The sequence below is a fragment of the Arthrobacter sp. NPDC055585 genome, from assembly GCF_053619115.1.
Genome location: NZ_JBSHIT010000002.1, coordinates 1 through 21,692 on the forward strand (window position 1 = coordinate 1; position 21,692 = coordinate 21,692).

Below are 21,692 nucleotides of genomic sequence, written 5' to 3' on the forward strand. Positions count from 1 at the left end.
AACCGGATCCGAGCCGGATCCGAGCCGGAGCTGCGGCGCAGAAAGGGCGGGGGTGCAGCTGATCGCTGCACCCCCGCTCTTTGTTTTTTTGCCCTAGAGCCGGGCCGGCTGGCGGACCGGCTCAGCGGGATACAGAGCTGCCGACACCTGCCGGGCAACATGCAGGACCATCGGCGCCACCCGTTCCAGCGGATCTCCTGCACGCCCCACGAGGGAGATGCTGGCCACCGGCTCCCTTCGGCTGCGCACCGCCGCGGCTACACATCCGATGCCCGAAAAACTCTCACCCGTCTCATAGGCGACACCGCCGCGCTGTCGGACCCGGTTGAGCTCGGCGTAAAGGGCGGCCAGGTCGGCGATGGTCTGCGGCGTGGCCGGGGTGAGCCCTTCCCTGAACAGCTCATCAACCCGCTCGGGATTCATCCAGGCCAGCATCGCCTTGCCCAAAGCCGTGGCATGCGCGGGCGCGCTGCCTCCGACCCGGGACGGAACCGACACTGCTGACGGCCCGCCGATCTTGTCCAGGTAGTGCACGCTGGCGCCATCCATGACGGCCAGGTGCGCCACCATCCCGGTCCGCACAGACAGGCTGTGCAGGAGCGGTGCCGCTTCAGCACGAAGCTGGCTGTGTCCGTTGTCCAGCCCGCTGTACCGCAGTGACCTCCATCCCATGCCATATCCCTCGGGAGTGTGCTCAAGCCACCCCATCTGGGCCAGCTGGTCCAGGATCCGGTGTGTGGTGGAGCGGGGAAGGTGGGCGCGGGCTGCGATTTCATCCAGCAGCAGCTTCACGTTGCGGGGCTGGAACGCTTCCATGATCAGGGTCATGCGGGCAACCATCGACGGCGGGGCGCCGCCTGCATCCTGCAGCGGCCGGACAGCCGGCGCCTGGGCAAGCGCGCTCACCGGGACCGCCGGGAGTACGCGCATTCGGGACGCCGCAGCGCCGCCGTAAAGGAGACATTCATCCTTGAACCTCCAGTGACTGTTCTGACGGCACATGTGATGTGTGCCACTTCCAGCTTCACTGTACAGATCACTACAGGAGAGCGCCAGAGTTACACGCAGAACTGCATCCCGCTCTCCGGGACTGCCGGCGCAGGCCACCAGACACGGCGGCATACTGAAGCCTCGATCAGGGAGAATTCATGACTGCAACCACCGACACAGCAACCGTGAGCCAGGCGGACATAGCCGCTGTGGCCCAGCGGCTGCGCCGGGCCGAGAGCACCGGCATGCCCGTTGATCCCGTCCGCGGAATCCTTGCCGGCGGCGGCATCGACGCCGCCTATGCCGTCCAGCGCGCCAACGAAGACGCCTGGACCGCTGAAGGCAGGCGTATCGCCGGACGGAAGATTGGACTCACCGCTGCCTCGGTCCAGGCCCAGATGGGAGTGAACCAGCCGGATTTCGGGGTGCTCTTTGCCGACATGTGCCTCGCCGACGGTGAAACGATGGCGGCCACGGACGTCCTGCAGCCCCGGATCGAGGCAGAGGTTGCGCTGGTCCTGAAGAAAGACCTTCCGCACCCGGACACCACGGTTACCGAACTGGCAGCAGCGGTCGACTACCTGCTCCCCTCCATCGAAATCGTCGGCTCGAGGATCCGGAACTGGGACATCTCCATCCTGGACACCATTGCGGACAACGCCTCCTGCGGCCGGATCGTGACCGGGCTGAACCCCGTCCTCCCATCCGCCGTGGACCTCGCCTCCGCCGGCATGGTCGTGGAAGTCAACGGCAGGGTCGTCTCCGTCGGCTCCGGTGCAGCCTGCCTGGGGCACCCATACCGGGCCGCACTCTGGCTGGCCCGGCGCATGGCCGGGCTTGGCCGTCCGCTTCAGGCCGGAGAAATCGTCATGACCGGAGCCCTCGGGCCCATGGTCAGCTTCCCGCCCGGCGCCAGCGCCGTGGCAAGCATCCAGGGACTCGGCCAGGTCCGCATCAACCTAGAGGAGAAATAGTGGCAAACACGCAAAACGCCGGCAGCGAGCGCTGGCCGGTAGCTGTCATCGGCCCCGGAAACATCGGAACCGATCTGATGATCAAGATCCTGCGGGGCTCCTCCCGGCTTCAAATGGGAGCCATGGTGGGTATTGAGCCCGGCTCCGACGGTCTGCGCCGGGCAGAGAGCATGGGCATTCCCACCACGTCCGACGGCGTCCGCGGGCTGCTGGAAATGCCGTCCTTCAAGGACATCCGCGTTGTCTTCGATGCCACCAGCGCCTCCGCCCATGCCGCGAACTGGGAACTCCTGCGCGACACCGGGGTGCGGGTCCTGGACCTGACCCCGGCCGCCGTCGGACCCTACTGCATCCCCGTGGTCAACCTGCAGGACCATCTGGACGCACCCAACCTGAACATGGTCACCTGCGGAGGCCAGGCGACCGTTCCCATGGTTGCCGCCGTTTCCCAGGTGGCACCGGTGAGGTACGCGGAAATCGTCTCCTCGGTTTCTTCCCGCTCGGCCGGACCCGGAACCCGGGCGAACATCGATGAGTTCACGGAAACTACTTCCCAGGCGCTGGTCCACGTGGGCGGCGCGCAGGAGGGCAAGGCGATCATCATCATGAATCCCGCCGAGCCGCCCATGCTGATGCGCAACACGGTCTACTGCCTGGTGGAAGGAACCCCGGACCACGCGGCGATTGAAGCCTCGATCCTGTCCATGGCTGCACGCGTCCAGGAATACGTTCCCGGCTACAAGCTCAAGCAGGCCGTCCAGTTCGAGGTCTTCGGTGCCGGGAACCCCCTGCACCTGCCCGGTTCCGGAAGCTTCACCGGCACCCGCGTCACCGTGATGCTTGAGGTCACGGGCGCCGCTCATTACCTGCCCGCCTACGCGGGCAACCTGGACATCATGACCTCCGCAGCCAAGGCCGTAGCCGAGCGCTGGGCCGAACTGGCCGGGGTCGGAGAACACAGCAGCACACCGGCAATGCAGGAGGCGTAAGAATGGCCAAGCTCTATATCTCAGACGTCACCCTGCGTGACGGCATGCACGCGATCCGTCACCAGTACACCGTTGACCAGGCGGTTTCGATCGCCGCCGCACTGGATGCAGCCGGCGTCGCTTCGATCGAGGTGGCCCACGGCGACGGGCTCAACGGGTCCTCCTGTGTGTACGGCTTCGGCGCCCACACGGACCTCGAGTGGATCTCAGCCGTAGCCGCTGCCGTCAAACAGGCAAAGGTAGCCACCCTCGCCCTGCCCGGAATCGCAACGATCCACCATCTCCGGGATGCACGCAGCGCAGGCGCCTCCGTGGTCCGCGTCGCCACCCACTGCACCGAGGCGGATGTCTCCGCCCAGCACATCGCAGCAGCACGCGAGCTGGGGATGGACACCGTCGGGTTCCTGATGATGTCCCACATGTCCCCCGCAGCGGAGCTGGCCGCCCAGGCCAAGCTGATGGAGTCCTACGGGGCCACGTGCGTCTACGTTGTTGACTCCGGCGGAGCCCTGACCATGCCCGGCGTCGCCGAGCGGGTGGATGCCTTCCGCCAGGTCCTGGATCCCGCCACGGAAATCGGCATTCATGCCCATGAGAACCTTTCGCTCAGCATCGCCAACTCGCTCACCGCCGTCGAACACGGTGCCGTGCGGGTCGATGCGTCCCTGGCCGGGATGGGCGCAGGGGCAGGCAATGCACCTCTGGAAGCGTTCATCGCCGCGGCGGACAAGTTCGGCCTGGAACACGGCTGCAGCCTCCCCGCCCTGATGGACGCAGCAGATGACCTGGTCCGTCCGCTGCAGGACCGGCCGGTCCGGGTAGACCGCGAAACGCTTTCCCTGGGGTACGCCGGCGTGTATTCGAGTTTCCTCCGCCATGCCGAGGCCGCCAGCAGCCGCTACGGCATTCCAACCACGGACATCCTGATGGAACTGGGCAAACGGCGTATGGTCGGCGGCCAGGAAGACATGATCGTGGACGTAGCCCTGGACCTGATGGCACAGCAGCACTAACCGGTGAATGAACGTTTGTGAAAGGACAACTAATGAGCGCTGTCAGCACGCCAGAGCGCACGCCGTCGGGCAACCCGGTGGACTTCCGCAACGTCCTGGGCCACTTCCCCACCGGCGTTGTACTGATCACCGGAATCGCGGACGACGGTTCACCGGTGGGAATGATCGTCGGTTCCTTCACCTCCGTTTCCCTCGATCCGCCCCTGGTCGCTTTCCTGCCCACCCTGGCTTCCCAGACCTTCAGGAAACTGCGGACCGCAGGCTCCTTCTGCGTGAACGTCCTCGCAGCGGACCAGGAGGATCTGTGCCGCCGGTTCGCCGGCCGGGCTGAAGACAAGTTCGACGGCGTCAGCTGGTCCCCGTCGCCGTCGGGCGCTCCGGTGCTCGAGGGCAGTGTCGCCTTCATCGACTGCACGTTTGATTCGATCAACGACGCCGGTGACCACCACATCGTGATCGGTGCGGTCCAGGTCCTGGAAGTGCTCCGTCCGGTGGCACCGCTGCTGTTTTTCCAGGGCGGCTACGGCCGCTTCGCCCCGATGTCCATCAGCGCCGCCTTCGATGCCGACCTGATCGCAGGGGTGCGGCTTGCCGAGCGGGGACGGGCCGAGCTGGAGCGCCTGGCCGAAGACATCGGCGCCGAGTGCACCGCCATGGCAGTGATCAGTGACCAGATGGCGGTCACGGTGGCGGCCTGCGGCTCCTCTGCCGGATCCACCGCCCGGATCGGTGAGCGGATTCCGCTTATGCCGCCCATGGGAGAACTGTGCCTGGCCTGGGAAGAACCCGCTGCCATTGAGCGGTGGCTTGCCCGTGCCGTTCCCAGCGACGAGTGCACACCGGATCAGTACCGCGGGCGCCTGGCCGCGGTCCGGGAGCGCGGATGGTCAGTGACCATGCGGGGAAGCTACCGGGACGAGGAAATCTACGAGGCACTGCGCGAGTATTCCTCCGGCTGCTACACGCCGGCGCAGGAGCGCCGGATCCGGGAAATCATCTCCCGCACCTCCAGCAGCTACGCACCCGTAACCCTGGAGCCGGGACAGAGCTACGACGTCGATTCCGTCCTTGCGCCCGTCCGCGATGCTGCCGGGAACGTACGGCTGGTGCTGCGGCTCTCCGGCCTTCCGGGGCCGGCATCCGCCGAGTCCATCCAGGCGTGGGCACAGCAGCTGCTGCAGTCCGCGCGCAGTGCCGAAACGCTCCTGGGGTCCGGGAGCTGAGAACTGCCTAGTCCGCCGGCCCGGCCCCGGCCGGCGGACCCGTGGTTTCCAGCTCACACTGGGCGAGCGCGGCGGCACGGTACAGGGCTGCGCAGACCAGGTCGGTGAGCAGTTCCGGATCCCAGGGCTGGTCATCAATCTGCCGGCTGAGCATGAGGCCTTCCAGGAGCCTGAAGAGGCATTCGGAGAGATAGGCCGCCAGCCGCCCGGTGTCCGGGAGGCCTGCCGGGAGAACCGTCCGGAACCACTGTGTGGTGGTGTCCTGCATGTCCTGCAGCACCTGTTCCAGGCGGCGGCGTTCAGCTTCCGGCACCGCACCGCGCTGCAGCAGCAGGAGCAGGCCCAGCCGCAGCACTGAAGTTTCGCCGGCGAAACCGGCAACGGTCGGCAGGAGAACACCCTTCAGCACCGCGGACCAGTTCCCGTCCGCGGGGCGCGGGACGAAGACCGGGCGCCCGTCTTCCCAGCGCCGGCACGCGCTGGCAACCACAGCGGCCAGCAGCTCGTCCTTGTCCTTGAAGGACCAGTACAGCGAACTTGCGGGCAGCCCTGCCTTCTCGCAGACCCGGGCAACCGTGACACCGCCGTAGCCGTACTCTTCGATGGTCTCTTCCGCAGCCCGGAGGAACACTTCACGGGGTCCGTCCGGCTCCCCTGCGGTTCCCGGCTGGCGCGGTCCCTGTCCCGGTCCGGTGCCGGGGTGCGGGGCAGGCTGTGTGTCCAGCCCCCGTTCGGCCAACCGGTCCGCAGCGGCATCCAGACAGCAGGCGAGCAGCCAGGTAACCCAGCGTTCCTCGAGCACCTGGGATCCATGCCGCTGGATAAATGAGCTGTCACGGATGGCAACAGTGAAACGTCCCATCAGCACTCCCGCGTCCTGCCGCTTGTGCATGGCGGGAGGCAGCGAGCGTTCCCACCACTGCCCCAGCCAGGTGAAGCTCTCGCTGCGGATTTCAAGGAAACGGGTGCGGCACGTCAAGTTGGTCTGCGGACGCACCACGGACAGCTGCAGGCCGAAGCGCCAGTAGTCCATCCCTTCGTCTGCGGGAGGAAAGGCCAGAAGCTTGCCGAACAGATCCGCACGGCGGGGCTCAAGCGGCCGGGAGTCCAGCCAGTTGGGCGTGCCCTGGGCCTGCGTCCGGAAGGCGTGCTCCAGTGCAGCGGAAAGCAGCTGGTCCTTGTCCGGGAAATGCCAGTAGATGGAGCTGGCACTCAGCCCGGTGGCCTTGCGGATCATGGTGACCTTCGTCCCCTCATATCCGTGCCGGGCAGCCAGCGAAACCGCCGTTTCCAGGATCAGTTCCCTGGTCCGCTCACCCTGGGGGTTGGGTCGGTCGGTCTTGCGCTGCGCCAATGCCTGCCACCTGCTGTTCTCGGATCTGTCCACTCACCGTGCCTGCCCTGAGCCTACCCACATTCGGTCCGCGCCCGCCGCCGCCGTCCGGCTGCCTGGCTGCGCGCCACGGGCAAAGATGCGGACCAAATCACCTGTGACCGGTGTCTCGAATAACACCCTTTGCGCTCACAGTGGCTAGTATTAACCCACTGTGGTTCTCTTATCCCTCATCGCGACCCATTCTGACGTAGACCTGGAAACCGTCGCCCGGCTTAGTGCGGGTGCGCCCAAGGTCCCTTCCTCCCTGCTGGAAAACGGCCCCGCCGTCGCCGGTGCCGTGGTTCTGGCCACCTGCAACCGCTTTGAGGTGTACTGCGAGGCCCGTTCGGAGGCAGACGTCGAAGCTGCCCGTTCCGCGGCCATCGCAGAGATCAGCCGGCACTCCGGCCTGGACGAGGATCTGGTCTCCCGCTCCTTCACCACCAACACGGGCCAGGACGTCGCCAAGCACCTGTTCGCCGTTGGCGCAGGCCTGGACTCCGCCGTAGTCGGGGAACGCGAAATTGCCGGACAGGTCCGCCGGGCGCTCATTGAAGCCCAGGAGAAGGGCACCGCCAGCGGAACCCTGACCCGCCTGTTCCAGACAGCTTCCCGCACCGCCAAGGACGTCGGCGCGCTGACTGCGCTGGGCAAACGCGGGCTTTCAATCGTTTCGGTCGCCCTGGAGCTGGCCACTGACCTCTCCGTCGACGCCGACTGGCGGAAGAAGGCCGTTGTGGTCTTCGGTACCGGCGCCTACGCCGGAGCCACCATGGCCCTGCTCAAGGAGCGCGGCTGCACGGACATTTCCGTCTATTCCTCCTCCGGGCGCGCAGAATCCTTCACCGCTTCCCGCGGCGGAACCGCACTGGACCGGGACTCCCTCGGAGCGGCCGTTGCCCGCGCCGACGTCGTCATTGGCTGTTCGGGCTCGGACAACCAGGTCAGCGCCGATGACATTGCCCGCGTCCGCGCCGGTTCCACCAACCCCCTGATCATGATTGACCTGGCACTGACGCACGACTTCGATCCGGCTGTCAGGGAGCTCGACGGCGTGGACCTTATCACCCTTGAATCCGTCCGTCTGGCTGCTCCGGCCGAGCAGGCCGAGTCCCTGCAGCAGGCCAACCGGATTGTCACCGATGCAGCCCAGTCATTCTCTGAGGCCCAGCTCAGCCGGGAACTCGACTCCGCGATCGTGGCTCTGCGGCGCCACACCCTTGGCGTCCTGGACAAGGAACTTGAAAAGGTCCGCGCGCAGCACGGCTGCACCGGTGCCGCCCAGGAAGTTGAATTCGCCATGCGCCGGATGGTCAAGGCACTGCTTCATGTCCCGGCTGTCCGTGCCCGGGAACTGGCTGCCAGCGGCCAGCAGGAAGACTACATCCGCGGCCTTGAAGCCATCTACGGCATCAACGTGGACCAGCCGAAGGAAAAGCCCGGGGAAGACCCGGCGGATACCGCCAAATCCGCCTAAGGCAGGCGTGCGTACCGCCGTTCTGCGGCGTTCCGTATGTTCCCGACGGCGGTCAGTAAACCGGCTTATCCGGTTCCACCGTGCGGACCCAGTCCAGGATCCCCCCGTCCACGTTGAAGGCGCGGTCATAGCCCCTGCTGCGCAGGAACGCCGTCACTTCCGCTGACCTTCCACCGGATTTGCAGTGGACATAGACGGTGCGTCCAGGTTCCGGCATTCCCTCACCGGCAAGAATGTGTGCCCGCGGCACCAGCCGGGCGCCGTCGATGCTCACGATCCGGTGCTCCCCGGGCTCCCGAACGTCCAGCAGGTCGAAATCCGTCTCTCCTGCCGTTCGTGCAGCGAGCAGGCGGGAGAGCTCCGCGGCGCTGATGCCGGGGACCGCTGCCGGAGCCTGCGCTCCAAGGCCGCAGAAGACCTGGTAATCGAGCAGTTCCGTAACGGGTGCCCGTTCCGGATCCCGGCGCAGGCCCACCTCACGCCAGCTCATGTCCTGGGCATTGAACACCAGCAGTCTGCCCAGGAGTGTGCGCCCGGTCCCGGTTATGAGCTTGATGGCCTCGTTGACCATGACCGAACCAATCTGCGCGCACAGCACCCCCAGCACTCCGCCCTCGGCGCAGGAGGGAACGGATCCGGGGGCCGGGGGTTCGGGATAGAGGTCACGGTAGGTGGGTCCGTGCGCGGACCAGAATACGCTCACCTGGCCGTCGAAGCGCAGGATCGATCCCCAGACACACGGTTTGCCGAGGATCTCCGCGGCATCACTGATGAGGTAGCGGGTGGCGAAGTTGTCCGTTCCGTCCAGGATCAGGTCATAGCCGGAGAAAATCTCCAGGGCGTTCTGCTCATCCAGCCGGACTTCGTGGAGAATCACCTCCACCAGGGGGTTCAGGGCAAGGACGCTGTCCCGGGCGGAACGCGCCTTCGAGGTCCCGACGTCGTGCACGGAGTGGATGACCTGCCGCTGCAGGTTGGAGGTATCCACAGAATCATCATCGAGGATCCCCAGGGTTCCCACGCCCGCGGCTGCAAGGTACAGCAGAGCAGGCGAGCCCAGTCCTCCGGCACCTATGACCAGGACTTTGGCATTCTTCAGTCGCAGCTGCCCTTCCTCACCGAATCCCGGCAGGATCAGGTGCCGGGAGTAGCGTTCCTTCTCTTCCTTGCCCAGCCGCGGGGCGGGCTCGGTCAGGGGCGGCAGGGCGGTTGCCGTGTGAATGCTCATGGCATCCAATCTAAGCCCCCGGGACCGTGCATTCGAGGCTCTTCCCCGCCGGGGCGGCCCGGCTTGCCTTCCCCCGCGGTTACCCGCGGGTAAACTGTTGTTCGATGACCCGGGCCACTGTCCGGGCAAAGTTGGAGAGGTTCCTTACACGTGAGCAATCAGCCTGCCGGCAAGTCCACCCGGCTCCCCCGGGAAGAGCGGCGCCGGCAGCTGATGCGGGCAGCACAGGAAGTGTTCGTCAGCCGTGGCTTCCACGGAGCTGCGATGGACGAAATTGCGGACACCGCACAGGTCAGCAAGCCCGTGCTGTACCAGCACTTTCCCGGCAAGCGGGAGCTCTACCTCGCACTGCTGGACGATCATCTGGGCACCCTCACGCAGTTCCTCCAGACCGCGCTGACTTCCACCACGGACAACAAACTGCGTGTCCGGGAGACCATGCGGGCCTACTTCCGCTTTGTGGCACAGGACAGCCAGGGCCACCGGCTGGTCTTCGAGTCGGATCTGACCAGCGATGATGAGGTCAGTTCCCGGATCGAAGAGTTCAACGCACGGTTTGCCAGCGACATCGCGGACGTCATCGCGGAGGACACCAGGCTCTCCCACATCGAAGCCACCCTGCTTGGACGGGCGCTGGCCGGAATGGCGCAGGTCAGCGCGCGGTACTGGCTCGAAACAGACGGACACCTGGACATCGATGCGGCCAGCGAGCTGGTCTACCGTTTAGCTTGGCGCGGAATCAGCCGGTTCCCCAAGGAAATCTAGAGTAGATTCATCCCCACTTGAGTTCATTTAAACAGGAGGCACCACGGTGGAAGTAAAGATCGGTATCCAGAACGTCGGACGCGAGATCGTGTTCGAGTCCGGGCAGAGCGCGGACCAGGTCGCCGACACCGTCGCCGAAGCAATCAAGGGCTCCAAGGAACTGCGTCTGACAGACGAAAAGGGACGCCTCATCATCGTTCCGGCGGGAGTCATCGGCTACGTTGAAATCGGCGCCGAGGAAGTACGCCGCGTCGGATTCGGCGCCCTCTAGGCATCATGGCCGAAGTGCTGCTTGCTGCCGCCGCAACGGCGGCAGCCGGCTTTCTGGTCTGGGGCGCCGACCCGCGCCGCAGCACTTACGGCATTCTCCTGCTGCCGGGGATCTCCCTGGCAGCAGGGCTTGCCCTCTGGATCATCCTGCAGTTCACTCCGGCAGTCACCAGCGCCTCATTCTCCTGGCTGACCTGGGCCCTGCCCGTTGCGGCCGGGCCGGCAGCCGCTGTGGCTGCGGCTCTGCTAACCGTTTACAGGCGCCGTCCGAGGGACAGCGCCGAGCGTGAGCGGATCCTGAAACTCTAGCCCTCAGCCGTTCCCTTCGCTGCCGAGCACGGCTTTCAGCTCCCGCGTGAATACCGGGGCCACAGCTTCATGGCCGGCCCTGCCCAGGTGCAATCCGTCCTCGAGCTTTGAGTCCAGGGAGTACCTCTTCCACCAGTCCTTCGGGCTCACGAAGTCCAGCCCTTCCTCCGCAGCGACCCGCGCCAGCAGATCGTCGATCTCCGCGCGGCGGCCGGAGCCGTCACCGATCACGCCAACCATGACGATCCGTGTTTCCGGATAGGTCCGTTTGATCTCCCGAACCAGCTGCTTGGCGTTCTGCCGAATCTGTACATTCCCCGCTTCGGCTGCATCGTTGCCTCCGCCCTGGAGGATGACCAGGCCCGGGTTGCCCGCGGGCAGCAGCCATTCCTCGGCTTCGAGTGCCTCGGGATAGCTGTGCACCGTGCCGTTGCCCTTGGTGTACCCGGTGCCGCCGGCACCCAGGATCGCCGGCTTGTAACCCAGTGCCGCCAGCCCTTTCCCCACCCAGGTATCCCGGCCGGCCTGCGAATCCCCGATAACCACAGCTGCCTCTTCCACCGCCGGGTCGTAGGACATGATCCTTCCCAGCCGGGGCGCGAACATCAGGGTGCCCTTCTGGAAGTCGGTGCGGTAGTCACCGGCAAAGCTGTACTCAGATGTAACCGGCCAGCCCAGGGTCCGAACCGATGATTTCCACCGCTCAAAGATGTCCGTGCGAAGGGCGCGTATGCCTGTCTCCGGAGACCAGACCAGCGTCTCGGTCCCATAGGAGAAGTAGCATCCGGGGGCAGGCACCGAACACTGCGGAGCTGCGGCCGGTTCCGGCAGCGGCCGGCCGGCCTCCGCCCGGGCCTGGACAAAGATTTCCAGGGCCGACCAGGCCTCCGCCGGGACACCCTGCGGAGGCGGGGTCTTTGCGCCCGGTTCACTGCCGGGCAGCTCAGGTACCGGAACTTCTGCGGCGGCCGCAGGGAGCGGCTGCTGCGCCGGCAGGGCGCCGCAGCCCGACACCGCGGCCACGGCCCCGGCTGCTAGGACGGCGCAGACGATCCGGCGCAGCAGACCGTTTGAATCCGAACTCATGCTGCTCCCCAGCCTTTTCCTGCACATGCCTGTTGCGTCATGGCCTGCGCAGTCTTCCTGCACGGCACGGGATCAACGCTACAGGCGCATACTGCCGCCCCGGCGGAACCTGCACAAACGAATCGCCGCCGCTGCCGGGTCAGGCAGTAAGCCCCAGAAGCGACATCCGCCGCGAGTGGTTGCGGGTGAGCTGGCTGAAGAGGTCACGGATCTGGGCGTCGTAGGCCTCGCGGCTGGGGAATCCGTCCAGGCCCTGGGGCAGTGCACGTTCAATCACTACGCGCTGGGCCTGGGTCAGCGCCTCCCCCACCAGCCGGCGCCCCCACAGCGCAAGGCGGGACGCCAGACGCGGATCATCCTTCAGCGATTCCTGAAGCCGGGCAAAGAGCACTTCGCCCGGAGCCTCGCTGCCGGTTGTCTGCAGGGAAGCGATCAGTTCGGAGCTGGCCGGATCCAGAAGGGACCCAAGCGCGGCGTAGAAGTCATCGGAAATAGCGTCGGTGACGTAAAACTTCATTAGGGATTCGTACCAGTCCCCGGGCCGGGTCCGGTCGTGGAACGCATCGACGGACTGCTGGAACGGTGCCATGGCGTCCTCCGCATCGATGCCCATTGCCTCAAGGTACGCCGTAACCCGCTCGAAGTGGTTGTACTCGCGCACTGCGAGCCTCCCCAGCGCCGCGCGGTCCCGCAGGCTGGGCGAGAAGCGTGCGTCAGAGGACATCCGCTCAAAAGCGGAAAGTTCACCGTAGGCAATGACTCCCAGCAGGTCCGAGAGGAACCGGCGGTATGCCTCCGGTGTGCCGTCTGCCTGGTCCTGGCCCGTCGCCGGTGCTGCGTTGTTCTCGCTCATATGCCCAGCGTACCGGTGTGTCCGGGCTCTCATTCGCTTCGCCGGCGGCGGTGTCGCAGGAGCCTGCGCACCGGGCCGCCGCCCCGCCAAACTCGCTGGTGCAGCCTAATGCGGCCCGTCAGGGCTGTACCGGGTAGACTGGAAGGGTAGTAAATGGATGCCCGGTCGTTCCCACGTTCTTGAAACCTTCATGAAATGCCGGTTGGAGACACTAACCAGCCGGCTGTGAGACCCGCAGTACCTACGCGAACTTGATATTTTCCGGCCGCTGCCTTTGCCGAATGCAGTTGGAGTGGCCAGCAGTCCTTAGCCCGCGATCGGCTTCCGCTGGACGCATCACCTGCGCGCCATCCGCTCCGGGATGGGCCCCATGCCCTCTCGTCGAGCGCGGCGCCGCAGAATGCCTAACTGAACGGTATGTAATTGAACACTGAACTTTCCCAGGTCAGCGATGCGCAGCTGACCGCAGATGACAGCAATGAAGAACTCGAAGTCACCGAGACCATCGCAACCACGGATGCCGCGGCCGAAATCCCGGAACTGACGTTCGCAGATTTTGGTGTCCGCAGCGAGATTGTTGACTCCCTCGCCGAGGCTGGCATCACGCACCCCTTCCCCATCCAGTCGATGACCCTTCCGGTTGCCCTGGGCGGCCACGACATCATTGGCCAGGCCAAGACCGGTACCGGCAAGACCCTCGGCTTCGGCATCCCCGCGCTGCAGCGGGTAGTGGCCCCCGCCGACGAGGGTTACGACGCCCTGCCCGCCCCGGGCGCCCCGCAGGCCCTGATCGTCGTCCCCACCCGTGAACTCGCGGTGCAGGTTGCCAGCGACCTGACGACGGCGGCACGCCGCCGCGGCGCCCGGATTGTCACCATTTACGGCGGCCGGGCGTACGAACCGCAGATCGAAGCGCTTGAAGCAGGCGTTGAAATCGTCGTCGGCACCCCCGGACGCCTGATCGATCTGCACAACCGCCGCCAGCTCTCACTGAAGAACGTACGCATTGTGGTTCTGGATGAGGCTGACGAGATGCTGGACCTCGGCTTCCTGCCCGACGTCGAGACCCTCATGGCAGCCACCCCGGCCACCCGCCAGACCCTGCTCTTCTCCGCAACCATGCCCGGCCCCGTCGTCGCCATGGCCCGCCGTTACATGACCAAGCCGACGCACATCCGCGCCGCTGATCCCGAAGACGAGGGCCTGACCAAGAAGGACATCCGCCAGGTTGTTTACCGGGCCCACAACCTGGACAAGAGCGAAGTCGTGGCGCGCATCCTGCAGGCCCGCGGACGCGGCCGCACCATCATCTTCACCAAGACCAAGCGCACCGCGGCCAAGCTCTCCGAGGAACTGGTGGACCGCGGCTTCGCAGCCGCCGCCATCCACGGCGACCTGGGCCAGGGCGCCCGCGAGCAGGCCATGCGTGCCTTCCGCAACGAAAAGGTCGATGTACTGGTCGCCACCGACGTCGCCGCCCGCGGCATCGACGTCGACGACGTCACGCACGTGATCAACTACCAGTGCCCCGAAGACGAGAAGACCTACCTGCACCGCGTAGGCCGTACCGGGCGCGCCGGCAACAAGGGCACGGCCGTCACATTCGTTGACTGGGACGATGTTCCCCGCTGGGGCCTGATCAACAAGGCCCTGGGCATGGACCAGGCCGAGCCGCTCGAGACCTACTCTTCCTCCCCGCACCTGTACACCGACCTGGACATTCCCGAGGGAACCAAGGGCCGGCTGCCGCGCAACAAGCGTGTGCTGGCAGGTATCAATGCGGAGAAGCTTGAAGACCTCGGCGAAACCGGCAAGTCCGGCGGACGCCGCGCGCCGCGCTCCGATTCGGGCCAGCGCTCCGGCGGCCGTTCCTCCGACCGCAGCCGCGGCTCCCGTGAAGGTTCGCGCGACGGTGCCCGCCGCAGCCCGGAGAAGGCCGCTGAAGCGCCCGCCGCCGCAGCCGGTGAAACCGCCAAGGCAGACCGCCCGCGCCGGAACCGCAGCCGCACCCGCCGGCGCAACGGCGAGGTTGTCAGCAAGGCACCCGCCGCCGAATAGGCCGGGATCACCTCCACACGGATGAGCACACCTAACTGGACGCCGGACGGCGGGTCGCTGATAGTCCACGCAGACAATGCGGACTATCTGCCGACCCTGCCGGACGGCTCCTTTACCCTGATCTACGTCGACCCGCCGTTCAACACCGGGCGTGCCCAGCGCCGGCAGCAGACCACCATGGTCCGCAGCGCCGAAGGCACAGGCGACCGGACGGGGTTCAAGGGCCGCAGCTACACGACGGTTAAGGGCCTGCTCTCCAGCTACGACGACGCGTTCGAGGACTACTGGGCGTTCCTGGAACCCCGCATGGCAGAAGCCTGGCGGCTGCTGTCCGACGACGGCACCCTCTACGTGCATCTGGACTACCGCGAGGTGCACTACGTGAAGGTCATGCTCGATGCGCTCTTTGGCCGGGACTGCTTCCTGAACGAAATCATCTGGGCCTATGACTATGGCGGCCGGGCCAAGAACCGCTGGCCCGCCAAACACGACAACATCCTGGTCTACGTCAAGAACCCGGCTGCCTACCATTTCGACAACACCGAGGTGGACCGTGAGCCCTACATGGCTCCCGGCCTGGTCACGCCGGAGAAGGTAGCGCTGGGCAAGCTGCCCACGGATGTCTGGTGGCACACGATCGTCTCGCCTACGGGCAGGGAAAAGACCGGCTATCCGACGCAGAAACCCGAAGGCCTGCTGCGCCGTGCCGTGGCTGCCTCCAGCCGCGAAGGCGACTGGGTGCTGGACTTCTTTGCAGGCTCCGGGACACTGGGCGCGGTAGCCCACAAGCTGGGCCGCCGGTTTGTCTGCGTGGACGCGAATCCACAGGCGATCGAGGTCATGGAGCGCCGGCTGGGGCATGCGGCGCAGGTGCTCATTCCGGCCAGGCCCAGAAAGACAAGGCGAGCCCCGGCGAGTGTGCCGGCAGCAGCGCCGGCGGACGCCGTCGACGCCGGGCAGTAACTTTTTCGGACAAAAGCGCCGCCGGGGCAGGATTAGATCCTGCCCCGGCGGCGCTTTTTCAATCTCTGAACACGGCCGGGGGCTAGCTAGATGATGCTTCGGCCCTCGCGGCGGGACTGAATCCAGTCCCGGAAGAATCCCCGGCAGATGACCGCGAGGATACCGGTAACGATGACAGGCCACATCAGAACATAGACGGTAAGCCAGAATGCTGTCATGGGGTGTTCGCTCCTTACATGGTGCGGTTATTGGGTCGGTGAAGGTCAGGCTCGGGCGGCGGCTGCATCCTCTGCGGGCCGGCGGTCGTAGTCACCGATCCGCTGCTCAATAAGCCCGAAGTCGAACTCGTTCCGGTTGCGGAAGGACAGCAGGAAACAGAGCACCGTGCTGACGGCGTAAGCCACCAGGGACCCCGTGAGTACCTCATAGTCATGCAGGAACCCCATGACAAACGGCGCGGACAGTACTGCTCCGGCCGCACCGGCAGCCAGCGCCGGCCGCAGGCCAAAGAAGCCGAAGCACATAAGTCCAAGGACAACTCCAATGCCAACTACGGATATGGCGTCGAAGAGATACCCGGTGGCTCCGTCCATGGAGATCCAGCCGAACCGCACCGGGATAAAGACGGCCAGGGCTGCCAGCACCGAGATGGTGAAGGCCTTGTTCGTGACCTTGTTCCAGTAGAAGCTGGCCAGCACCGGGAAGACGAGCGCGCCCCAGAGCGCACCAACGAACACCAGCAGGTCGAGGATATTCATCCGGCCGCTGGCAAAGTAGAGGCCTGCTGCGGTGGCAAGCACCATGGAGATCCGGCCTATAAGGAGCATGGTTTTGGGATTTGCCTTACCCTTCCGGGCCACATTCTGGCCGTAGACGTCGGCCATCATGATCGATGAAAGGGCTGAGAGATCAGAATCGGCAGTGGACGAGAGTGATCCCAGGATCATGATGAAGAAGACGCCCAGGAGAATCGGCCCCAGATAGGTTGAGGCCATCTGCGGGATGAGGTTGTTCAGATCTCCTTCAGCCGGGTTGATGCCCAGATACAGGGCCATGACGCCGAGCATGCCGACGCCTATCACCGTGGCTCCGTAGCCGATTGTGGCGGTGACAAAAGTCTTCCTGATCAGGTCCTCCCTGACCGCGAACAGGCGCTGGGCTATGGTTTGGTTTCCGATGGCGTAGGCGAGGACCGCGGCGATGTAGGGAGCACCCTGGTTCAGGAACGCTTCGGAGGAGAAGAAGCTGGACTGCTCCGCCGTCAGGTTGACAGCACCCGACTCGAACATGCCCGGCCCTCCGGCCGCAAAGAACACCATGGGGATAATCACTGCCACGGCTCCGAGCATGGCCACCACCTGGGCAAAGTCGGTGAGGACTGACGCCCTGAACCCGGACCAGAGCGTGTACAGCAGGACCCCGGCAGCTACCGCGACGATCCCCTGCTGGAAGCTGAACGGCGACAGCAGCGCAACCAGGGCCCCGCCGGCAATGAAGTTTGAGGTCAGCGAAATAACGCTGCCCACCACGTTGGAGCCCGCCAGCATCAGCTGGCTGGATTTTCCATGCCTGGCCCTCATCACTTCTGCCAGGGTGTGCGCCTTGGGCGCGACTTTCCTGATCCGGCGTCCGAACGGGTAGATGAACAGGATCATCAGGGCGCCCCACAGCCCGTAATGTATCGGTCCCGAAATGCCGTAGGTGTACCCGGACGTGGCCGAGGCGTACATGGATGACGCCCAGATCCACGTGGCAGTCATGCTGGCGGCCGAAACACCGAATCCGATCTTGTTTCCCGCGGTCATGTAACCGTCGGCATTTTCATTCTTTTTGCCAATGAACGTGGACATAAGAAATGTCCCACCGTAAAAGAGGACAAACAGCGAAACTACTGTCCACGCCCCCAGCTGATAAAACTCCATTCCGTCGTCAACCACATTTTCCTCTCCTCCGCAGCCGGCTAGGCCCAGCGGGTCATCAATGCGAAAAGGCCACCGATTCGTTCGGCGGGCCTTGCGAAAGACGGCAGGCGCGGTGAGCGGAAGTGTTCCGCAAGACCCCATAAGGCTGCCTGCACATCGGGGAAGCGGCGCCCGCGGCGCCGTCAAGGGTGTGGTGAGTTCACTCAAACCACGGCCGGCAGCACAGCTGCCTTCAGGATGCCCCCTGTTGCGTCAAGGCACAGGTCTCCGTTCCGCGAACACCACCCCATGGCATCCGCGGACAATTGACAACATAACATATTTCATCAGCGAAATATGAAAAAGAATGGTATCCGGTTCCGCATCACGGCCGAACTACGCCGAATTCCAGAGCAATACCGCGGTTTTTTGAGAAATTGACGAAAATAGGCTAGCCGGCCTTCTTGGACGCGGCGGCGGTGTACTACGGAGTGACGATTGCGGTGCCCGTGCCGAGCTCGGCAATCCGTTCCAGCACCTCCGCGCTGGTGGTGTTCTCCCCCAGCAGATTGGGCTTGCCGGTCCCGTGGTAGTCGCTGGACCCGGTCACCAGCAGTGAATGCTCCTCGGCGAGCCGGCGCAGGTACGCGCGGCCGTCCTCCGGATTATCCCGGTGCTCGATCTCCAGCCCGGCCAGGCCTGCACCGATCATCTTCCGGTAGGTGGGCTCCCCCACCACGCGTCCGCGGGAGGATGCTTCCGGGTGGGCGAAAACGGGAACACCGCCGGCCTCACGGATCAGCCGCACGGCGTCGGCCGGGTCCGGAGCGTAGTGCGCCACGAAGTACCGGGAGCGGGCAGTCAGGATTCCGGTGAACGCGGCCGACCGGTTCGGCACCACCCCCGCCGCTACCAAAGCATCCGCGATGTGCGGACGGCCAATAGTGGCCCCGGGCGCGACCTGTTCCTGCACATCTGCCCAGCTGATCGGGTAGTCCTCGGCCAGCCGTTCCACCATGCGCTCAGCCCGGCTTACGCGGGCCGTGCGGGACTTTGCGATTTCGGCCAGCAGGCCCGGGTGGGAGGGGTCATGGAGGTAGGACAGCACGTGCACGCTGATTCCGTCCTCTGTGCGGCAGGAAACTTCCATGCCCGGAACGAAAACCAGTCCCAGTGCGCGTGCCGCTTCGGCTGCCTCGCCCCATCCTGCCGTGGAGTCGTGGTCCGTCAGGGCTACGGCGTCCAGGCCGGCAGCGGCTGCGGAGGCCATCACGGCTCCGGGCGCTTCGGTGCCGTCGGAGACATTGGAGTGGGTGTGCAGATCGATTCTCACACCTACAATCTACGCGGTCCGGGGCGCGGATCCGGTGCGCGGATCCGGTGCGGGCACCCCGCAGCCGCCGGCGGATGTTTGGCCCTGTTAACTGCCGGTGAGAGCATATACAGGTGAGTACTGAAGCCAATTCAATGAACCCCGCCCAGTCCGGCCTTGAGGAACTGTCCGAGGGACAGCCGCTTGAGGACCGCGTGAACAACCGCTCCCAGCGCCCCACGTCGCAGGCGTTCAAGGACTTTATGTCCTCCGGCTGGGCGTCCGCGTCCGATGAGCTTCCGGAGCAGTCCGCAGTAGCGCCGCACGCTGCCGCCCGGCGCCGTGCACTCTCCGAGCGTTTCAAGGGCGAGCGCCTGGTTATCCCGGCCGGCCCCCTGAAGGTCCGCTCCAATGACACCGATTACCGGTTCCGCCCGCACTCCGGGTTCGCCCACCTCACCGGTCTTGGCCTGGACCATGAGCCTGACGCCGTCCTGGTCATGGAACCGGTGGAAGAAGGAACCGGCGACGACGGCGGCCACCACACCGCCACCCTGTACTTCCGTCCGCTGGCCGGCACGGACAGCGAGGAGTTCTACTCCAACGCCCGCTACGGTGCGTTCTGGATCGGTTCGCGGCTGGGCCTGGAACAGGTCAGCGCACTGGTTGGCCTGAGCACCCGCGACCTCTCCGAAGCTGAAACCGCCATCACCTCCAACGTGGGCGATCCGCAGTTCGGCGGCGTATCCGTCCGGCTGCTGCGCAAGGTTGACGAGATGGTTGACGCCCTGGTGGACACTGTCCGCTACAACACGGCCATGGACCCGGAGAACATGGACTTCAGCGCACTCGATGCCCGCGATGAAGAACTCACCGAGGCCCTCTCCGAACTTCGCCTGGTGAAGGACGCCTGGGAAGTTGAGCAGATGCGCGAAGCGGTCGCCGCAACCGTGAACGGCTTCACGGAAGTTGTGAAGATCCTTCCCCGTGCCATTACCCACCCGCGCGGTGAACGTGTGGTTGAAGGCGCCTTCTTTGCCCGGGCCCGCGAGGAAGGCAACGATCTCGGTTACGACACCATTGCCGCCGCAGGCAACAACGCCACCGTGCTGCACTGGATCCGCAACAACGGTGAGGTCAAGGCCGGAGACCTGCTGCTGCTGGACGCCGGCGTGGAAGCGGACAGCCTCTACACCGCTGACATCACCCGCACGCTGCCGGTCAACGGCACCTTCTCCGAGGTCCAGCGCCGTGTGTACCAGGCAGTGCTCGACGCCGCCGACGCAGGCTTCGCAGCCGCGAAGCCGGGCAACAAGTTCCGCGACGTGCACGCCGCAGCGGTCCGTGTGCTGGCCGAGCGCCTTCAGGACTGGGGCCTGCTCCCCGTTCCGCTGGAGGAAGCCCTGTCCGAGAACGGCCAGCAGCACCGCCGCTGGATGCCGCACGGCACCAGCCACCACCTGGGCCTGGACGTGCACGACTGCGCGCAGGCACGCCGTGAGCTCTACCTGGACGGCATCATCGAAGAAGGCATGGTCTTCACCATTGAGCCCGGCCTCTACTTCAAGGAAGAGGACCTGACCATCCCCGAGGAGTACCGCGGAATCGGCGTGCGAATTGAGGATGACGTCCTGATCACCGCAGACGGCGCCGAAAACCTCAGCGCTGCCCTGCCGCGCGATCCCTCCGACGTTGAGGACTGGATGGCAGGCATCTACGCCTCCTAGCCTTCCCTTCTCACCCCGAGATAACAGAAACTGCCCGTTTGAAGCTCCAAACGGGCAGTTTCTGTATGTTCGGGAAGTGAACTGAGGCTAGCGTCCCTCACCGGGAGCGCTCGGGTTGTCCTCACCCGGAGCGGCCTCGCCGGAGGAAGGCTGCTGGTGCGCTCCTGCCTGAGGCGCGTGTTCCGGAGCGGGGCCTGCCTGCTGCTGGCCTTCCGGGGCCGGGCGCTGCTGCGCGGCTTCGGGAAGGCGCACTCCGTAGCGCGGGCGTCCGTCGGGCAAGTCCGGGAACTGTCCGCGGGGTGTGCCCGAGGCTGCTGCCGGCTGCGGCGCCGGCTGCTCCTGGCCCGGGTTCGGCTGGGCTGGAACCTGATGGGCTCCTGCCTCCGGGCCGGCCGCCGGTGCACCGGGCGTACCGTCGCTGCGTCCTGCTCCGCGGGTTCCGTACGGGTCAGCCCAGGAGGAAGGCCGCTCCGGCGCCTGACCGGCATACGGCGGCTGCTGCTGGTAGGGAGGCTGCTGCTGATACGGCGGCTGCTGGAACGGCTGGCCCGACGGCGGAGCCGGGTGTCCGCTCTGGCCCACCATGGGCAGCTGCGACAGCAGGCGACGGGCCTCGTTGGCAGCCTCAGGAGCCACAATTACGTCGTAGCTGGTGGCGATCACCTGGCTGGTGGAGGTGAAGTCGCGGCGGCCGCGCTGGAAGGCATATGCCAGGACGCCGAAAAGCAGCCAGAAAATGGCACCCAGCGCCATGGAGGGAATCAGCGACAGGTAGGAGTCACCGCCGCCAAAGAGCATCAGGGCAAGTCCCACGAAGAGGCCGAACCACGCACCGGTTGCCGCGCTGGACATTGCCACGCGCGGATAAGTCAGCCGGCCGGTCACCCGTTCCACGGACTTCAGCTCGTTGCCCACGATGCTGACCAAGTGGACGGGGAACTTCGAATCCGCCAGGTAGTCGACCGCCTTCTGGGCGTCCAGGTAAGCCGTGTAACGGCCCACCAGCTCACCCCTGGGAAGAGTTCGTCCGGGGTCCCGCTGCGATGAGGCGCCAAATAGGTTCGACATTCCCCTATTCTTTCGCAGTTAGGGGGTTTGTGGACCCATGTATCGCTGGCAGTGAACGTCCCACGCCAGTGCGGCCGTTCGAATGCGCCGAAGACGCCGCCGCCAAGTAGC

Annotated in this window: 20 protein-coding genes; 11 read left to right on the forward strand and 9 right to left on the reverse strand. The window is 65.5% G+C overall.

Annotation, left to right across the window (positions count from 1 at the left end; translation table 11 throughout):
- Positions 1-93: 93 nt before the first annotated feature.
- Positions 94-930, reverse strand: coding sequence for an IclR family transcriptional regulator (locus ACWGQ2_RS03750; protein WP_452014518.1), 837 nt, complete (start codon positions 928-930; stop codon positions 94-96).
- Between the two features lie 218 nt (positions 931-1,148).
- Here ACWGQ2_RS03750 and ACWGQ2_RS03755 point away from each other — a divergent pair, with 218 nt between their 5' ends.
- The 4 genes from ACWGQ2_RS03755 to ACWGQ2_RS03770 are packed head-to-tail and all read left to right on the forward strand — an operon-like array spanning position 1,149 to position 5,189.
- On the forward strand, positions 1,149-1,964 hold the full coding sequence (locus tag ACWGQ2_RS03755; protein WP_452014520.1) for a 2-keto-4-pentenoate hydratase: 816 nt from the start codon (positions 1,149-1,151) through the stop codon (positions 1,962-1,964).
- Entirely contained in the window at positions 1,964-2,953 is a 990-nt protein-coding gene (locus ACWGQ2_RS03760; RefSeq protein WP_452014522.1) for an acetaldehyde dehydrogenase (acetylating), read from the forward strand. Before ACWGQ2_RS03755 ends, ACWGQ2_RS03760 begins: the two co-directional genes overlap by 1 nt.
- A 2-nt stretch (positions 2,954-2,955) precedes the next feature.
- Complete coding sequence (gene dmpG, locus ACWGQ2_RS03765; protein WP_452014524.1) at positions 2,956-3,966, forward strand: 4-hydroxy-2-oxovalerate aldolase; 1,011 nt, start codon at positions 2,956-2,958, stop codon at positions 3,964-3,966.
- Between the two features lie 32 nt (positions 3,967-3,998).
- Positions 3,999-5,189 carry a flavin reductase gene (locus ACWGQ2_RS03770; RefSeq protein ID WP_452014526.1) on the forward strand — a complete coding sequence of 397 codons (1,191 nt, stop codon included), beginning with the start codon at positions 3,999-4,001 and terminating at the stop codon, positions 5,187-5,189.
- Between the two features lie 7 nt (positions 5,190-5,196).
- On the opposite strand, the gene ACWGQ2_RS03775 is transcribed toward ACWGQ2_RS03770, so the two are convergent.
- Positions 5,197-6,576 carry a TetR/AcrR family transcriptional regulator gene (locus ACWGQ2_RS03775; RefSeq protein WP_452014528.1) on the reverse strand — a complete coding sequence of 460 codons (1,380 nt, stop codon included), beginning with the start codon at positions 6,574-6,576 and terminating at the stop codon, positions 5,197-5,199.
- A gap of 160 nt (positions 6,577-6,736) precedes the next feature.
- Between ACWGQ2_RS03775 and ACWGQ2_RS03780 the strand changes: the two genes are divergently transcribed.
- Positions 6,737-8,041, forward strand: a complete 1,305-nt coding sequence (locus ACWGQ2_RS03780) for a glutamyl-tRNA reductase (protein ID WP_452014530.1) — start codon at positions 6,737-6,739, stop codon at positions 8,039-8,041.
- 52 nt (positions 8,042-8,093) lie between these two features.
- Here the strand turns inward: ACWGQ2_RS03780 and moeB are convergent, their stop codons facing one another.
- Positions 8,094-9,269, reverse strand: coding sequence for a molybdopterin-synthase adenylyltransferase MoeB (gene moeB / locus ACWGQ2_RS03785; protein ID WP_452014532.1), 1,176 nt, complete (start codon positions 9,267-9,269; stop codon positions 8,094-8,096).
- 150 nt (positions 9,270-9,419) lie between these two features.
- Between moeB and ACWGQ2_RS03790 the strand changes: the two genes are divergently transcribed.
- Genes ACWGQ2_RS03790 through ACWGQ2_RS03800 form a run of 3 tightly spaced genes read left to right on the forward strand, consistent with a single transcriptional unit; the run spans position 9,420 to position 10,613 of the window.
- Positions 9,420-10,034, forward strand: coding sequence for a TetR/AcrR family transcriptional regulator (locus tag ACWGQ2_RS03790; RefSeq protein ID WP_452014534.1), 615 nt, complete (start codon positions 9,420-9,422; stop codon positions 10,032-10,034).
- A 46-nt stretch (positions 10,035-10,080) separates the two neighbouring features.
- Positions 10,081-10,305, forward strand: a complete 225-nt coding sequence (locus ACWGQ2_RS03795) for a DUF3107 domain-containing protein (RefSeq protein WP_325791789.1) — start codon at positions 10,081-10,083, stop codon at positions 10,303-10,305.
- A gap of 5 nt (positions 10,306-10,310) precedes the next feature.
- Entirely contained in the window at positions 10,311-10,613 is a 303-nt protein-coding gene (locus ACWGQ2_RS03800; protein WP_452014536.1) for a hypothetical protein, read from the forward strand.
- A 3-nt stretch (positions 10,614-10,616) separates the two neighbouring features.
- Here the strand turns inward: ACWGQ2_RS03800 and ACWGQ2_RS03805 are convergent, their stop codons facing one another.
- Together ACWGQ2_RS03805 and ACWGQ2_RS03810 are read right to left on the reverse strand one after the other, a co-directional pair.
- The gene (locus ACWGQ2_RS03805) at positions 10,617-11,699 is read right to left on the reverse strand and encodes a GDSL-type esterase/lipase family protein (RefSeq protein WP_452014538.1); all 1,083 of its coding nucleotides are present in this window, start codon (positions 11,697-11,699) and stop codon (positions 10,617-10,619) included.
- A 139-nt stretch (positions 11,700-11,838) separates the two neighbouring features.
- Positions 11,839-12,552: a ferritin-like fold-containing protein gene (locus ACWGQ2_RS03810; protein WP_452014540.1), complete on the reverse strand. Its 714-nt coding sequence runs from the start codon at positions 12,550-12,552 to the stop codon at positions 11,839-11,841.
- Between the two features lie 423 nt (positions 12,553-12,975).
- Here ACWGQ2_RS03810 and ACWGQ2_RS03815 point away from each other — a divergent pair, with 423 nt between their 5' ends.
- Together ACWGQ2_RS03815 and ACWGQ2_RS03820 are read left to right on the forward strand one after the other, a co-directional pair.
- A complete protein-coding gene (locus ACWGQ2_RS03815; RefSeq protein WP_452014542.1) occupies positions 12,976-14,610 on the forward strand; it encodes a DEAD/DEAH box helicase in 1,635 nt (544 codons plus the stop codon).
- A 21-nt stretch (positions 14,611-14,631) separates the two neighbouring features.
- Positions 14,632-15,573, forward strand: a complete 942-nt coding sequence (locus ACWGQ2_RS03820) for a DNA-methyltransferase (protein WP_452014544.1) — start codon at positions 14,632-14,634, stop codon at positions 15,571-15,573.
- An 86-nt stretch (positions 15,574-15,659) separates the two neighbouring features.
- On the opposite strand, the gene ACWGQ2_RS03825 is transcribed toward ACWGQ2_RS03820, so the two are convergent.
- The 3 genes from ACWGQ2_RS03825 to ACWGQ2_RS03835 all read right to left on the reverse strand — a co-directional run bounded on the left by ACWGQ2_RS03825 (position 15,660) and on the right by ACWGQ2_RS03835 (position 18,807).
- Positions 15,660-15,791: a putative transporter small subunit gene (locus tag ACWGQ2_RS03825; RefSeq protein ID WP_452014546.1), complete on the reverse strand. Its 132-nt coding sequence runs from the start codon at positions 15,789-15,791 to the stop codon at positions 15,660-15,662.
- Between the two features lie 45 nt (positions 15,792-15,836).
- Positions 15,837-17,495 carry a sodium:solute symporter family protein gene (locus tag ACWGQ2_RS03830; protein WP_452015339.1) on the reverse strand — a complete coding sequence of 553 codons (1,659 nt, stop codon included), beginning with the start codon at positions 17,493-17,495 and terminating at the stop codon, positions 15,837-15,839.
- Between the two features lie 463 nt (positions 17,496-17,958).
- The gene (locus tag ACWGQ2_RS03835) at positions 17,959-18,807 is read right to left on the reverse strand and encodes a PHP domain-containing protein (RefSeq protein ID WP_452014548.1); all 849 of its coding nucleotides are present in this window, start codon (positions 18,805-18,807) and stop codon (positions 17,959-17,961) included.
- A 134-nt stretch (positions 18,808-18,941) separates the two neighbouring features.
- Between ACWGQ2_RS03835 and ACWGQ2_RS03840 the strand changes: the two genes are divergently transcribed.
- The gene (locus tag ACWGQ2_RS03840) at positions 18,942-20,513 is read left to right on the forward strand and encodes an aminopeptidase P family protein (RefSeq protein WP_452015341.1); all 1,572 of its coding nucleotides are present in this window, start codon (positions 18,942-18,944) and stop codon (positions 20,511-20,513) included.
- An 87-nt stretch (positions 20,514-20,600) separates the two neighbouring features.
- Here the strand turns inward: ACWGQ2_RS03840 and ACWGQ2_RS03845 are convergent, their stop codons facing one another.
- Positions 20,601-21,581 (reverse strand): general stress protein, encoded by a 981-nt coding sequence (locus ACWGQ2_RS03845; RefSeq protein ID WP_452014550.1) that lies wholly within the window; start codon positions 21,579-21,581, stop codon positions 20,601-20,603.
- Positions 21,582-21,692: the final 111 nt, after the last annotated feature.